Raw genomic sequence first — 13,853 nt, 5'->3', positions numbered from 1 at the left:
AATCTCTTGGTTTATGTTGTCGTCAGGCTCATGCAGGAGGAGGATGATGAGCGGTTATATTTAGTGTGCGAATAATTTTGCATGCAAATGCAAATGAGAAATATACGCATTCATATTTGACATGTAAACCAAACAAAGAATGTCTTTTCAGCGAATTCGCAGGCAGAAATGGGAATAATGGCGATATATACGGCAGCAAAACGATTTTTTGCTTAAGAAATCGTGAGTTAAGGTTGAAAGAGCAGGTTTAACTCGACCATACTCTATACTCGCAGTATGGCGCGGCGTAGCATGGCGCAACGCATGGCTATTTGAAAAAGGAAAATGTCGTGGCAGAAGAAACTATATTTAGCAAAATTATTCGTCGTGAGATCCCCTCCGATATCGTCTACCAGGATGATCTGGTAACGGCGTTTCGCGATATTTCGCCGCAAGCGCCAACGCATATTCTGATCATTCCAAATATCCTCATTCCGACTGTGAACGACGTGTCTGCTGAGCATGAGCAGGCGCTGGGACGCATGATCACCGTAGCGGCAAAAATTGCTGAGCAAGAAGGTATTGCCGAAGATGGCTATCGTCTGATCATGAACACCAATCGCCATGGCGGACAAGAGGTGTATCACATCCATATGCACTTGTTGGGTGGCCGTCCGCTGGGACCCATGCTGGCGCATAAAGGTCTGTAACGATGAGAAAAGGATGCTTTGGGCTGGTGTCTCTGGCGTTGTTAGTGCTGGTGGGCTGTCGTTCACATCCGGAAATTCCGGTGAATGATGAGCAATCGCTGGTGATGGAGTCATCTTTATTGGCTGCGGGCATCAGTGCAGAAAAGCCCGTCCTTTCGACGTCTGATATTCAACCTTCAGCATCCTCAACGCTTTATAACGAAAGGCAAGAACCCGTTACCGTTCATTATCGTTTTTACTGGTATGACGCCAGAGGACTTGAGATGCATCCTCTGGAAACGCCACGCAGCGTTACCATTCCCGCACATTCGGCGGTAACGCTATACGGCAGCGCCAATTTTCTGGGGGCGCACAAAGTCAGACTTTATCTATATTTGTAAGGGGTGAATCTTGATGATAAAAATGAGTCGCTACGCTTTGATTGCCGCGCTGGCGATGTTTCTCGCCGGGTGTGTGGGGCAACGTGAACCTGCACCGGTAGAAGAAGTGAAACCAGCGCCGGAACAACCAGCCGAGCCACAACAGCCTGTCCCCACAGTGCCCTCGGTGCCGACGATCCCGCAGCAGCCAGGCCCAATTGAGCACGAAGATCAAACTGCACCGCCTGCACCGCATATTCGCTATTATGACTGGAATGGCGCAATGCAGCCGATGGTCAGTAAGATGCTTGGGGCTGACGGGGTGACTGCGGGTAGCGTCCTTCTGGTTGATAGCGTTAACAACCGTACTAACGGTTCGCTGAATGCCGCAGAAGCGACCGAAACGCTGCGAAATGCGCTGGCTAATAACGGTAAATTTACCCTGGTTTCCGCCCAGCAGCTGTCGATGGCGAAGCAACAGTTAGGTTTGTCGCCGCAGGACAGTTTAGGTACCCGTAGTAAAGCCATAGGCATTGCCCGCAATGTCGGCGCTCATTACGTGCTGTACTCCAGCGCCTCTGGCAACGTTAACGCTCCGACCCTACAAATGCAGCTGATGCTGGTGCAGACGGGTGAAATTATCTGGTCAGGTAAAGGTGCCGTTTCGCAGCAATAATCCCATCACGCGCGACGAATTGCTGTCGCGCTTTTTCCCGCAATTTCATCCCGTCACGACGTTTAATAGTGGGCTTAGTGGCGGGAGTTTTCTCATTGAACATCAGGGCCAGCGTTTTGTTGTGCGTCAGCCGCACGATCCTGATGCGCCGCGGTTCGCGTTCTTGCGCCAGTATCGGGCTTTATCACAACTACCCGCATGCATTGCACCGAAGCCGCATTTATATCTCCGTGACTGGATGGTGGTCGACTATCTGCCCGGCGAGGTAAAAACGTATTTGCCGGATACCAACGAACTGGCAGGCTTGCTGTATTATCTACATCAACAACCGCGTTTTGGCTGGCGAATAACGCTGTTGCCGTTACTGGAACTGTACTGGCAGCAAAGCGATCCGGCGCGGCGGACAGTGGGTTGGCTGCGAAGGTTAAAACGTCTGCGCAAAGCGCGGGAACCACGGCCTTTACGCTTAAGTCCATTGCATATGGATGTCCACGCCGGAAATTTAGTGCATAGCGCGTCAGGGTTAAAACTCATCGACTGGGAGTATGCCGGAGATGGTGATATCGCGCTGGAACTGGCGGCGGTGTGGGTGGAAAATACTGACCAGCACCGGCAATTGGTCAATGACTATGCCACTCGCGCGAAGATTTATCCGGCGCAATTATGGCGTCAGGTCAGGCGATGGTTTCCCTGGCTGCTGATGCTCAAAGCAGGGTGGTTTGAGTACCGCTGGCGACAAACCGGCGATCAACAATTTATCAGGCTGGCCGATGACACCTGGCGGCAGCTATTAATAAAACAATAAGGAGAGCAGTGTGGGTCCAGTAATGTTGGATGTCGAAGGTTACGAACTGGACGCGGAAGAGCGTGAAATACTGGCGCATCCGCTGGTGGGAGGGCTGATTCTCTTTACGCGTAACTATCATGATCCTGCCCAGTTACGTGAACTGGTGCGCCAGATCCGCGCAGCTTCGCGCAATCATCTGGTGGTGGCGGTTGATCAGGAAGGTGGACGCGTGCAGCGTTTTCGTGAAGGTTTTACCCGCTTGCCAGCGGCACAATCATTTGCTGCGCTGTTGGGAATGGAAGAAGGCGGAAAACTGGCGCAAGAGGCAGGTTGGTTGATGGCCAGCGAAATGATTGCTATGGATATTGATATCAGCTTTGCGCCAGTGCTGGACGTCGGGCATATCAGCGCGGCGATTGGTGAGCGTTCTTATCATGCCGATCCCGAAAAAGCCCTGGCAATTGCCAGCCGGTTTATTGATGGTATGCATGAAGCCGGAATGAAAACTACCGGGAAACACTTCCCAGGACACGGTGCAGTAACGGCAGACTCACACAAAGAAACACCGTGTGACCCACGTCCGCAAGCGGAGATTCGCGCTAAAGATATGTCGGTCTTCAGCACATTAATCCGCGAAAATAAACTCGACGCCATTATGCCTGCGCATGTGATCTACAGTGATGTCGATCCGCGTCCTGCGAGCGGTTCTCCCTATTGGCTGAAAACCGTTTTGCGTCAGGAACTGGGTTTTGATGGCGTGATTTTCTCTGACGATTTATCGATGGAAGGAGCCGCGATTATGGGCAGTTATGCCGAACGCGGGCAGGCATCACTGGACGCGGGTTGCGATATGATCCTGGTCTGCAATAATCGTAAAGGGGCCGTCAGCGTGTTAGATAATCTGTCACCGATCAAGGCAGAACGTGTTACACGTTTGTATCATAAAGGTTCATTTTCGCGACAGGAACTGATGGACTCGGCTCGCTGGAAAGAGATCAGCGCCCGTCTGAATCAGTTACATGAACGCTGGCAGGAAGAGAAAGCAGGTCACTAACCCTGGCTTATGTGAGGAAGCGATGATTATCTATTTACACGGTTTTGACTCTAACAGTCCGGGTAACCACGAGAAAGTCTTACAATTGCAGTTTATTGACCCGGATGTACGCTTGATAAGCTACAGTACGCGGCATCCGAAACATGATATGCAGCATCTGCTCAAAGAAGTGGACAAAATGCTGCAACTAAACGTCGATGAGCGTCCGCTGATATGCGGCGTTGGTCTGGGCGGATACTGGGCGGAGCGAATTGGTTTTCTTTGCGATATCCGCCAGGTGATCTTCAATCCTAATTTGTTCCCTTATGAGAACATGGAAGGCAAGATTGATCGCCCGGAAGAGTATGCCGATATTGCCACTAAGTGTGTGACCAACTTCCGCGAGAAGAATCGCGATCGTTGTCTGGTGATTTTGTCGCGTAACGATGAAGCGCTTAACAGCCAGCGGACATCTGAAGAGTTGCATCATTATTACGAGATTGTCTGGGACGAAGAGCAGACGCACAAATTCAAGAATATCTCCCCGCATTTGCAGCGCATTAAAGCGTTCAAAACCCTCGGTTAAATGCCCTCGTCGCATCAGGTAACCTTGCTGATACCTGATGCGTTCCAGATTCTGTAGATTCTGTAGATCGGATAAGGCGTTCACGCCACATCCGACACTGGCAATGTGCCTGATGCGACGCCGTTCGCGTCTTATCAGGCCAACCAAACGCCCTCCATATACGTCTCACCCTCCTGGGCTCGTTTAAATAATAAACAATAAGCTGTATTTTTTGATCTCATCCGGCAAATCAGCCTATCTTTTCAGCAACAAAACTTGATTAACATCAATTTTGGTATGACCAATGCACCATTCATGTTATTCTCAATAACGAAGAACATTTTCATTGCTGTAACCTGTTGTTAATTAAGAGCTATGTTAATAACTATTAGTTAACAATTGGTTAATAAATTTAAGGGGGTCACGTTGACTACGCCATTGAAAAAAATTGTGATTGTCGGCGGCGGTGCTGGTGGGCTGGAAATGGCGACACAGCTGGGACATAAGCTGGGACGCAAGAAAAAAGCCAAAATTACGCTGGTCGATCGTAACCACAGCCACTTGTGGAAACCGCTGCTGCACGAAGTGGCGACTGGCTCGCTTGATGAAGGCGTCGATGCGTTGAGCTATCTGGCCCATGCGCGCAATCATGGTTTCCAGTTCCAGCTGGGTTCCGTCATTGATATCGATCGTGAAGCGAAAACAATCACTATTGCAGAACTGCGCGACGAGAAAGGTGAACTGCTGGTTCCGGAACGTAAAATCGCCTATGACACCCTGGTAATGGCGTTGGGCAGCACCTCTAACGATTTCAATACGCCAGGAGTCAAAGAGAACTGCATTTTCCTCGATAACCCGCATCAGGCGCGTCGTTTCCATCAGGAGATGCTGAATCTGTTCCTGAAATACTCCGCCAACCTGGGCGCGAATGGTAAAGTGAACATTGCGATTGTCGGCGGCGGCGCGACGGGTGTAGAACTCTCCGCAGAATTGCACAACGCGGTCAAGCAACTGCACAGCTATGGTTACAAAGGCCTGACCAACGAAGCCCTGAACGTAACGCTGGTAGAAGCGGGCGAACGTATTTTGCCTGCATTACCGCCACGTATTTCTGCTGCGGCCCATAATGAGTTAACGAAACTTGGCGTTCGCGTGCTGACGCAAACCATGGTCACCAGTGCTGATGAAGGCGGCCTGCACACTAAAGATGGTGAATATATTGAGGCTGATCTGATGGTGTGGGCAGCCGGGATCAAAGCGCCAGACTTCCTGAAAGATATCGGTGGTCTTGAAACCAACCGTATCAACCAGCTGGTGGTGGAACCGACGCTGCAAACCACTCGCGATCCAGACATATACGCTATTGGCGACTGCGCGTCATGCCCGCGTCCGGAAGGGGGCTTTGTTCCGCCGCGTGCGCAGGCCGCACACCAGATGGCAACCTGCGCAATGAACAACATTCTGGCGCAGATGAACGGTAAGCCGCTGAAAAATTATCAGTATAAAGATCACGGTTCGCTGGTATCGTTGTCGAATTTCTCCACCGTTGGTAGCCTGATGGGTAACCTGACGCGCGGCTCAATGATGATTGAAGGACGAATTGCGCGCTTTGTATACATCTCGCTATACAGAATGCATCAGATTGCGCTGCATGGTTACTTTAAAACCGGATTAATGATGCTGGTGGGGAGTATTAACCGCGTTATCCGTCCACGTTTGAAGTTGCATTAATCGGCTTGTACTGGCGGATGCGGCGTAAACGCCTTATCCGCCCTGGACAAATGGTACGAGCGGTAGGCCTGATAAGACGCGTTAAGCGTCGCATCAGGCATTCCTTCAGACTCCTCCGAATCCCTAAGTATTTCCAGCCATTCCCGCGCTTTTCATCTTCTGTCTGATAGCTGCTTTTCTCCTTCACTTGCATGATTGGCATAACAGCAAAGAAGGAGGTGTTCCCGTGAATAAATCAATGTTGGCGGGTATGGGGATTGGTGTCGCAGCTGCGTTGGGCGTAGCGGCAGTGGCCAGTCTGAACGTGTTTGAACGTGGCCCGCAATACGCTCAGGTTGTTTCTGCAACCCCAATCAAGGAAACGGTTAAAACACCGCGTCAGGAGTGTCGCAACGTCACAGTGACCCATCGTCGACCGGTGCAGGATGAAAATCGCATTACCGGGTCGGTGCTCGGCGCTGTTGCTGGCGGCGTGATAGGGCATCAGTTTGGCGGTGGTCGCGGTAAAGATGTCGCCACTGTTGTGGGGGCGCTGGGAGGTGGCTATGCCGGTAACCAGATCCAGGGCTCTCTCCAGGAAAGCGATACTTACACGACTACGCAACAGCGTTGTAAAACGGTGTATGACAAGTCAGAAAAAATGCTCGGTTATGATGTGACCTATAAGATTGGCGATCAGCAGGGCAAAATCCGCATGGACCGCGATCCGGGTACGCAGATCCCGTTAGATGGCAACGGGCAACTGATTTTGAATAACAAAGTATAACAAGGCTGTATTCTGCAATTTAGCCCCCCATTCGCTCAGGCTGAGGGGCTTTTTTTTGCGCCTTATTTCACCAGTTCGGGCCATAAACGCAAAGTCGTTCGGGCAATCTGCATCAGTTTTTCCAGCGATGCACCTTCGCGTGCGCTGATCGACATCCCCTGAATAATACAATTAAGGAATTCAGCCAGATGCGTCACATCACAGTGGGTCGGGATTTCCCCGCGCGCTTGTCGTTGACATAAAAACTGCTGCAAAGTGCGCTCTTGCATCGCATGGCGTGATTTCAGCGTATTGGCGATATCTCCGGAATCCGGGGAGAGGGTGGTGCAGTTGTTGATCATAAAGCAGCCAGCCGGGGTGTCTTTGCTGGTAAAGCAGTTGGCGATGGCAGCAAAATAGTCAGCCAGCGCAGACTCCACGCTTTTCTCTTCACAAAACAGCTGTGCTTCATGCTTAGCGGCAAAACGATCGATATAGCGGTCGAGTACGGCGCGGAATAACCCCTCTTTGTTGGTAAATTCCGCGTATAGCGTGGGCGCTTTGGCTCCGGTCGCTTCGACGAGGTCCGCAAGAGAAGTCGCTTCATAACCGTGCTGCCAGAACAATTTCATGGCCTTATCAAGCGCGGCATCCCTGTCGAACACTTTTGGGCGGCCACGGCTTTTTTTTACACATTGTGTTGAGTCAGTTGCCATGATGCCGTTGTACCTGGTGACTGTGAATGAAAGGTTATTATAAAAATAATCACCTCCGTTCACCAGTCCACAAACCATAAAAATAATTGCTTTCTATTTAACTGAAATTTAAAGATTTTTAAATTAATTAATGATTGTTATAAAAAATATCTTGTATGTGATCCAGATCACATCTATCATTTAGTTATCGATCGTTAAGTAATTGCTTGCGACGTCATTCATCTGCATAAGGCCACTATTATGAAAAACGTAAAAACCCTCATCGCTGCGGCGATTTTAAGCTCAATGTCATTTGCCAGCTTTGCGGCTGTCGAAGTTCAGTCAACGCCAGAAGGCCAACAAAAAGTCGGTACTATCAGTGCTAACGCGGGGACAAATCTGGGATCGCTGGAAGAGCAGCTGGCGCATAAAGCGGATGAGATGGGCGCAAAATCTTTCCGTATTACTTCTGTAACCGGTCCGAATACCCTCCATGGAACAGCAGTAATTTATAAATAAGCATTAACCCTCATTAATGCCTGCTACTGCTGATTTTTTTCCCCGCGACATGCCGTGTCGCGGGGATTTTTTTATCCAGGATTTACAAAGTTTGTGGGCTCACTTGATGACGGCGGACATCCACCGGCATCCCGGAACGGACATCCATCACATGCTGCATCACTTCAGCGTCAGTTTGCGCTGCATCTTTAAATGATTGCATTGCGCTATTCAGTGTAATTGGCAGCAGCTGCGGATCGTCATCAATCTTCTCTGACAGCGGTTGATGTACTTCAACCAGACGCGCACCGTTTGGTTCGGCAGAGACTTTAATCGGGGTGTTGATGATATTCACTTTGGTACCTGGGGTGACCTGGCTAAAGAGTGTTTTGATATCGTCATCCCGCAGACGAATACAGCCAGAACTTACCCGCATGCCAATGCCGAAATCGGCGTTCGTACCGTGAAGCAAATAAACACCGCCATAGGCCGCCAGACGAATCGCATGATGGCCCATTGGGTTATCCGGTCCAGCCGGAACTACCGCAGGCAACTCAATTCCCTGTGCCTTATACCGCGCGCGAATGTTTGCCGTTGGCGTCCAGGTTGGGTTTGCACGCTTGTCAGAAACGGTGGTCACCATTGTCGGTGTCAGCGTGTCACCACCCAACTGACCAATGCCGATGGGATACACGGTTACCGAATTTTTACCCGGCGGGTAGTAATAGAGACGCAGTTCCGCAATATTGATCACAATGCCTTCGCGCGGCGCATCTGGAAGTAGGGTTTGCAACGGGATCGTTAACACGCTACCCGCGCGCGGCACGTAAGGATCAACGCCGGGGTTAGCCTGTAACAGAGCGAGAAAGCCGACATTATATTTTTTGGCGATGGCTTCCAGAGAACCACCGTCATTTTCCACCACATGAAATTTGTTTTCGCCAACCAGACGACTGCCTGCTGGCGGCAGCGGCCAGGTGTTGGCTTTTACCGGTAGCGCCAGCGCCACGGCAGCGGCGAACGTAAAAAACGTTAGCCAGCGAGAAAAACGCGTTTTGATCATCACCAAAAATCCATAATAAATATAAGGTTATTGTAATAAACAGATAAGCCTGAATTATGGATGGTGACAGTGTCGGATAGTGCAGGGAAGTGCAAAGAATTTGTAAATGTTGCAGATGGGGGCGCAGAAACGCCCCCGATTAACTATTAAGCGATCGCGTTCTCTTCCAGTTCACGCATAAACTGGCGTACCCATTCGATACGCGTTTTCCGCTCGCTCAAATCCTGAATAAACTTCAGGCGCGTCGGACCATCAAGGCGGTAATGCTGTGGCTGTTTTTGCAGCAAACCAATCAGCCATGCCGGATTAACGTGATTCTTCTCGGCAAATTCGATCACCCCACCTTTCTCATTACCTTCCAGCTTCCTGATCCCCAGTTTCTGCGCTTGCTGGCGCAGACGGGCAATATCCAGCAGGGTACGCGCCGGATCCGGCAGCAGGCCGAAGCGATCGATAAGCTCAACTTTGATCTCTTCCAGTTCGTTTTCCGTTTTGGCGCTGGCAATACGTTTATAGAACGACAAACGCGTATTCACGTCAGGAATGAAATCATCTGGTAATAGCGACGGCATCCGCAGCTCGACTTCTGTTTGCTGGCTAGTGAGATCTTCCAGCGACGGCTCGCGTCCGGCTTTCAGCGCATCGACGGCGTTTTCCAGCAACTCCATATACAGCGAGAAACCGATGGTTTCCATTGAGCCGCTTTGTTCTTCGCCAAGCAGTTCACCTGCGCCGCGAATCTCCAGATCGTGCGTTGCCAGCGCAAAACCTGCACCGAGATCTTCCAGCGAGGCAATCGCTTCAAGACGTTTTTGCGCATCGGTGGTCATCGCTTTTGGATGCGGCGTCAGCAACCATGCATATGCCTGATGATGCGAACGTCCGACGCGACCGCGCAACTGGTGGAGTTGTGCCAGACCGAAGTGATCCGCGCGTTCAATGATAATGGTGTTAGCGGTAGGGATGTCGATCCCGGTTTCGATAATGGTGGTACAAACCAGCACGTTGAAACGTTGATGATGGAAATCATTCATCACCCGTTCCAGTTCGCGCTCACGCATCTGCCCGTGGCCGATGGCGATCCGCGCCTCTGGCACCAGTTCTGCCAGTCGTTCGGCGGCTTTCTGGATGTTTTCCACATCATTGTAGAGATAATAAACCTGTCCCCCGCGCAAAATTTCACGCAGGATCGCCTCCCGGACCACCAGACTGTCATACTCACGGACAAAGGTTTTAACTGCCAGACGACGGGCAGGCGGCGTAGCGATAATCGACAGATCGCGCATTCCGCTCATTGCCATATTCAGCGTACGTGGGATCGGCGTTGCGGTAAGTGTCAGAATATCCACGTTCGCCCGCATCGCTTTAATGCGCTCTTTATGACGCACCCCGAAGCGGTGTTCTTCATCGACAATCAGCAGACCTAAATCTTTAAACTTGACGTCATTTTGCAGCAGTTTGTGCGTACCGATCAGAATATCGATTTTCCCTTCCGCCACTTCCGCAAGGATTTGCGTCTGCTCTTTGGCGCTGCGGAAACGGGAGATCATTTCGATGCGTACCGGCCAGTTGGCGAAACGGTCGCGGAAGTTGTCGTAATGCTGCTGCGCGAGAAGGGTGGTAGGCACCAGCACCGCCACCTGCTTGTGGTTATCTACCGCCAGGAAAGCGGCGCGCATCGCAACTTCTGTTTTACCAAAGCCAACATCGCCGCACACCAGACGATCCATCGCCAGCGGCTGACACATATCGCTAAGCACTGCATTAATGGCTTGCGCCTGATCCGGCGTGGTTTCAAACGGGAAGCTGTCGCAGAACAATTGATATTGTTCACGATCGTGTTTAAACGCGAAGCCCTCTTTGGCGGCGCGTTGCGCGTAGATATCCAGCAATTCTGCCGCCACATCACGCACTTTTTCCGCCGCTTTCTGCCGCGCGCGTGACCACGCATCGCCGCCAAGTTTATGCAGCGGGGCATTTTCTTCCGCGCCACCTGCGTACCGGCTAATCAGATGCAGTGACGACACCGGAACATACAGTTTGGCGTCGTTGGCATAGGTGAGCATCAAATACTCGCCGGTAATGCCGCCGGCTTCCAGCGTGGTCATTCCTGCATAGCGCCCGACGCCGTGCTCCAGATGGACCACCGGCTGACCAATATGCAGCTCCGCAAGGTTACGGATCAGTGTATCGGGGTTGATGGCGCGGCGAGAATCCTGACGACGACGGGCAACGCGTTCACCGAGCAGATCGCTTTCGCAAATCAGCGCCAGATTACGTACCGTATCGATAAAGCCATGTTCGGCAGCGCCAATCATCAGATAACGCCCGCGGTCGCTAGCTTCATCAAGACGCATAATGCGTTGCGGAGCAATTTTAATTCGCGCGAGCAATTCACCCAGCGCTTCACGGCGGCCTTCACTTTCCACCGAGAACACTACCGGACCGTCGAAAGACTCGAGGAACTTACGCAGTGCATCCAGCGGTGCTTTTTGTTGTGCCTGAACGGCCAGATCTGGCAGCTTCTGAAAACTTAAATTGGTATTCGCTGCTTTTGTCGGTAAATGTTCGGTTTTTAGCTGTACGCGCGGCCAGTTTTTCAGCTCTGAAAAGAACTCGTCTACCCGCAGCCAGAGCGATTGTGGCGGTAATAGCGGGCGCATCGGATCGACGCCGCGATTTTCAAAACGCGCCAGCGTGTCAGCCTGGAAACGTTCGGCACTGTTTTCCAGATCGCCAGTATTCACCAACAGCGTATTGGCAGGGAAATAACTGAACAGTGGCGGCAGCGGTTCGCTGAAGAATAGCGGCTGCCAGTACTCGATCCCGGCAGGCAATGTGCCTTTACTCACTTGCTGATAAATATGTTCCGGATCGCGCTTCACTTCGAAAGTATCACGCCACTGACTGCGGAACAGTTCAATTGCCGCTTTATCTGTCGGAAATTCGTGCGCGGGCAGCAGATTGATCGCTTCTACTTCTTCCAGCGTACGCTGGCTGTCAACGTCAAATACGCGCAGGCTATCGATTTCATCATCAAAAAAATCAAGACGATAAGGCAAGTCGCTGCCCATCGGGAAAAGATCCAGCAACGCGCCGCGCGTGGCGTATTCGCCGTGTTCCATCACCTGATCAACATGGCGATAACCGGCGCTGTCCAGTTGCGTACGCAAGGCATCGCGAGATAACCGCTGACCTTTTTTCATCACCAGCGCATGGCCGTGGAGAAAACTGTGCGGGCAAACGCGCTGCATAAGCGTATTCACCGGAACAATCAGTACGCCACGCTGCATGGTCGGTAGCTGGTAAAGGGTGGAAAGGCGCGAGGAGATAATGTCCTGATGAGGCGAAAAACTGTCGTAAGGGAGGGTTTCCCAGTCCGCCAGATTCATCACCATCTGATCGGTAAACTGGCTGATTTCATCATGCAAACGCAGGGCATTTTGCATATCTGGTGCAATAAGTACCACCGGACCGGCGTGACGTTCGGCAATTTCCGCTACCAGCGTCGCGCAGGCAGCGCCAGTTAACTCGCCCAGCAGACGCTGCTCACCCGCTTTGACGGGCAGCGTATAACGATATTGTTCAGGCATAACGGTTGTCAGATTCTCGTTAGGATATGCCTCAACATATGGGGGCATATCTCTGATAAGCAATGCTGTTCATTATCCGTAATCGACATGGTTTAGCAAATTGAATCGCCCCGGCTGGGGCGATGGCTTAGCGGGAGTAACTGACGGCAGCGGGCAGAGAAGGCGGGGAGAACAACAGATCGCTGAATGCGCGCTGTGAAAGTTTTCTTACCAGCAAGCCCGCAACAGTACAAATCAACAAACTGACAAAGGGGTAAACCAGCAGGAACGTCAGTTCGATTTGCGGCGACCAGCGCCCGGCGTTCATTTGCGGAATCAGGCTTAAGCTGAATATTTCTACCAGAATGCGATGGGTGGTATAGATAGCAATGGTGTTGGAGCCAATCACATTCAGCAGGCCGGTGGAGCGCATACCGAAGCGTTGCTCGTACTGATAAAACAGCTTCATGATCACCACAATCGATACCAGCGACAACAGCAGCGAAATATTAAACAACCAGGCTCCGACCGCCAGAACGGCCAATAAAGAAGCCATCAGCAGATGGCGGCGCAACGGCACCGCTTTAACACAGGTCATTAATGTTGCGCCAAACCATGCGCCAAGGCTGTAATAAGGCAAATTGCGGATCACACTGTTCATTCCCCACCACGGTGTGGGTACGAAATTAACCGCCACACTCATCAGTACAAACAGAACAAATAACGGCAGGGCCAGGCGGTTAAAAATTTTACATATCACGAAATAGACAATTAAAGCATACAGATACCACAAGCTGGTGCTGGCGGTGATCATTCCGTGCAGGAACTCATCGGTAGAATCGGCATAAGCGGCATTGGAGGCATTGCTTAAATCGCGCTCAGGTGCCAGCCACTGATTCAGCGCACTTAACGCCAGCCACTGCACCACGCCCCACAGCGCCAGCACCCAGAAGATGTTCCAGATGCGTTTATCGAGACAATTTCCCCACGGTACGCTGTCGATATAGCGGCGAATCAAATAGCCAGAAATAAAGAAAAAAACCGGCATACGAAAGGGGGCAAGGTAAAGATTGAAATAGATCCAGCATTTGCTCAGGACTTCCGATAACGGATGCTGAAAAGTGGTCAGATGCGGATAAAAGGTAATGACCGAGTGATAAATCACTACAAGACAAATACATAACCCTTTGATCTGGTTAATCCATAGCTCTTTTTGTTTCATCAGGACAACACGCTCTTTTTTAATTTACATGCGGTTGATCCTGCGGGTTATGACCCGAGGTGTAATGGGTATCTGTCTGTATTGGATGATTTTTCAGATTAAGATCAGGCGGCAAGATTGATGATAAAACATGGCAATTTAGCCGATTGATTTACGGGGACTTTTCAGATTAGCCCTGACGATCACTTACAGTTCAGACGTTTACCCATCTTGCTTTC

General features: G+C 51.0%; 13 protein-coding genes. 9 read left to right on the top strand and 4 right to left on the bottom strand.

The genetic code is table 11. From position 1 onward, the window contains the following. The first annotated feature begins 329 nt into the window (after positions 1-329). The 8 genes from hinT to BEB42_RS00235 all read left to right on the top strand — a co-directional run bounded on the left by hinT (position 330) and on the right by BEB42_RS00235 (position 6,606). Positions 330-689: a purine nucleoside phosphoramidase gene (gene hinT / locus BEB42_RS00275; RefSeq protein ID WP_000807125.1), complete on the top strand. Its 360-nt coding sequence runs from the start codon at positions 330-332 to the stop codon at positions 687-689. 2 nt (positions 690-691) lie between these two features. Continuing rightward, positions 692-1,069 carry a YcfL family protein gene (locus BEB42_RS00270; protein WP_001225293.1) on the top strand — a complete coding sequence of 126 codons (378 nt, stop codon included), beginning with the start codon at positions 692-694 and terminating at the stop codon, positions 1,067-1,069. 13 nt (positions 1,070-1,082) lie between these two features. Then, positions 1,083-1,724 carry a penicillin-binding protein activator LpoB gene (gene lpoB / locus BEB42_RS00265; protein ID WP_000594312.1) on the top strand — a complete coding sequence of 214 codons (642 nt, stop codon included), beginning with the start codon at positions 1,083-1,085 and terminating at the stop codon, positions 1,722-1,724. Beyond that, complete coding sequence (gene thiK / locus BEB42_RS00260) at positions 1,705-2,529, top strand: thiamine kinase (RefSeq protein WP_001116587.1); 825 nt, start codon at positions 1,705-1,707, stop codon at positions 2,527-2,529. Before lpoB ends, thiK begins: the two co-directional genes overlap by 20 nt. 10 nt (positions 2,530-2,539) lie before the next feature. Further along, complete coding sequence (nagZ, locus tag BEB42_RS00255; protein WP_105267106.1) at positions 2,540-3,565, top strand: beta-N-acetylhexosaminidase; 1,026 nt, start codon at positions 2,540-2,542, stop codon at positions 3,563-3,565. A gap of 22 nt (positions 3,566-3,587) precedes the next feature. Then, positions 3,588-4,130 carry an alpha/beta hydrolase YcfP gene (gene ycfP, locus BEB42_RS00250; RefSeq protein ID WP_000587933.1) on the top strand — a complete coding sequence of 181 codons (543 nt, stop codon included), beginning with the start codon at positions 3,588-3,590 and terminating at the stop codon, positions 4,128-4,130. A gap of 405 nt (positions 4,131-4,535) precedes the next feature. Next, entirely contained in the window at positions 4,536-5,840 is a 1,305-nt protein-coding gene (ndh, locus tag BEB42_RS00245; protein WP_000211045.1) for an NADH-quinone dehydrogenase, read from the top strand. Positions 5,841-6,066: 226 nt separating this feature from the next. After that, the gene (locus tag BEB42_RS00235; protein ID WP_001043462.1) at positions 6,067-6,606 is read left to right on the top strand and encodes a glycine zipper 2TM domain-containing protein; all 540 of its coding nucleotides are present in this window, start codon (positions 6,067-6,069) and stop codon (positions 6,604-6,606) included. A 62-nt stretch (positions 6,607-6,668) separates the two neighbouring features. Here the strand turns inward: BEB42_RS00235 and comR are convergent, their stop codons facing one another. Continuing rightward, a complete protein-coding gene (comR, locus tag BEB42_RS00230) occupies positions 6,669-7,301 on the bottom strand; it encodes a TetR family copper-responsive transcriptional repressor ComR (protein WP_001356845.1) in 633 nt (210 codons plus the stop codon). Between the two features lie 240 nt (positions 7,302-7,541). Between comR and bhsA the strand changes: the two genes are divergently transcribed. Then, positions 7,542-7,799: a multiple stress resistance protein BhsA gene (bhsA, locus tag BEB42_RS00225; RefSeq protein WP_000800149.1), complete on the top strand. Its 258-nt coding sequence runs from the start codon at positions 7,542-7,544 to the stop codon at positions 7,797-7,799. Between the two features lie 82 nt (positions 7,800-7,881). Here bhsA and ldtC read toward each other — a convergent pair whose 3' ends face one another. The 3 genes from ldtC to BEB42_RS00210 all read right to left on the bottom strand — a co-directional run bounded on the left by ldtC (position 7,882) and on the right by BEB42_RS00210 (position 13,635). Then, a complete protein-coding gene (gene ldtC, locus BEB42_RS00220; RefSeq protein ID WP_010360119.1) occupies positions 7,882-8,844 on the bottom strand; it encodes a L,D-transpeptidase LdtC in 963 nt (320 codons plus the stop codon). Between the two features lie 143 nt (positions 8,845-8,987). Beyond that, entirely contained in the window at positions 8,988-12,434 is a 3,447-nt protein-coding gene (gene mfd, locus BEB42_RS00215; protein WP_001353284.1) for a transcription-repair coupling factor, read from the bottom strand. Positions 12,435-12,561: 127 nt separating this feature from the next. Next, the gene (locus tag BEB42_RS00210; RefSeq protein WP_000810238.1) at positions 12,562-13,635 is read right to left on the bottom strand and encodes an acyltransferase family protein; all 1,074 of its coding nucleotides are present in this window, start codon (positions 13,633-13,635) and stop codon (positions 12,562-12,564) included. Positions 13,636-13,853: the final 218 nt, after the last annotated feature.

It is taken from the genome of Escherichia sp. MOD1-EC5990 (genome assembly GCF_002965285.1).
GTDB classification, from domain to species: domain Bacteria; phylum Pseudomonadota; class Gammaproteobacteria; order Enterobacterales; family Enterobacteriaceae; genus Escherichia; species Escherichia coli_F.
Note: the sequence above shows the minus strand (reverse complement) of the source record. Positions and strands in the feature narration are given on the sequence as shown.

What these genes read in the sequence shown, in the direction of transcription:
- mfd (WP_001353284.1), bottom strand. Translation starts at nt 12,434, where the DNA reads ATGCCTGAACAATATCGTTATACGCTGCCCGTCAAAGCGGGTGAGCAG.
- BEB42_RS00210 (WP_000810238.1), bottom strand. Translation starts at nt 13,635, where the DNA reads ATGAAACAAAAAGAGCTATGGATTAACCAGATCAAAGGGTTATGTATT.
- ycfP (WP_000587933.1), top strand. Translation starts at nt 3,588, where the DNA reads ATGATTATCTATTTACACGGTTTTGACTCTAACAGTCCGGGTAACCAC.
- bhsA (WP_000800149.1), top strand. Translation starts at nt 7,542, where the DNA reads ATGAAAAACGTAAAAACCCTCATCGCTGCGGCGATTTTAAGCTCAATG.
- comR (WP_001356845.1), bottom strand. Translation starts at nt 7,301, where the DNA reads ATGGCAACTGACTCAACACAATGTGTAAAAAAAAGCCGTGGCCGCCCA.
- BEB42_RS00270 (WP_001225293.1), top strand. Translation starts at nt 692, where the DNA reads ATGAGAAAAGGATGCTTTGGGCTGGTGTCTCTGGCGTTGTTAGTGCTG.
- lpoB (WP_000594312.1), top strand. Translation starts at nt 1,083, where the DNA reads ATGATAAAAATGAGTCGCTACGCTTTGATTGCCGCGCTGGCGATGTTT.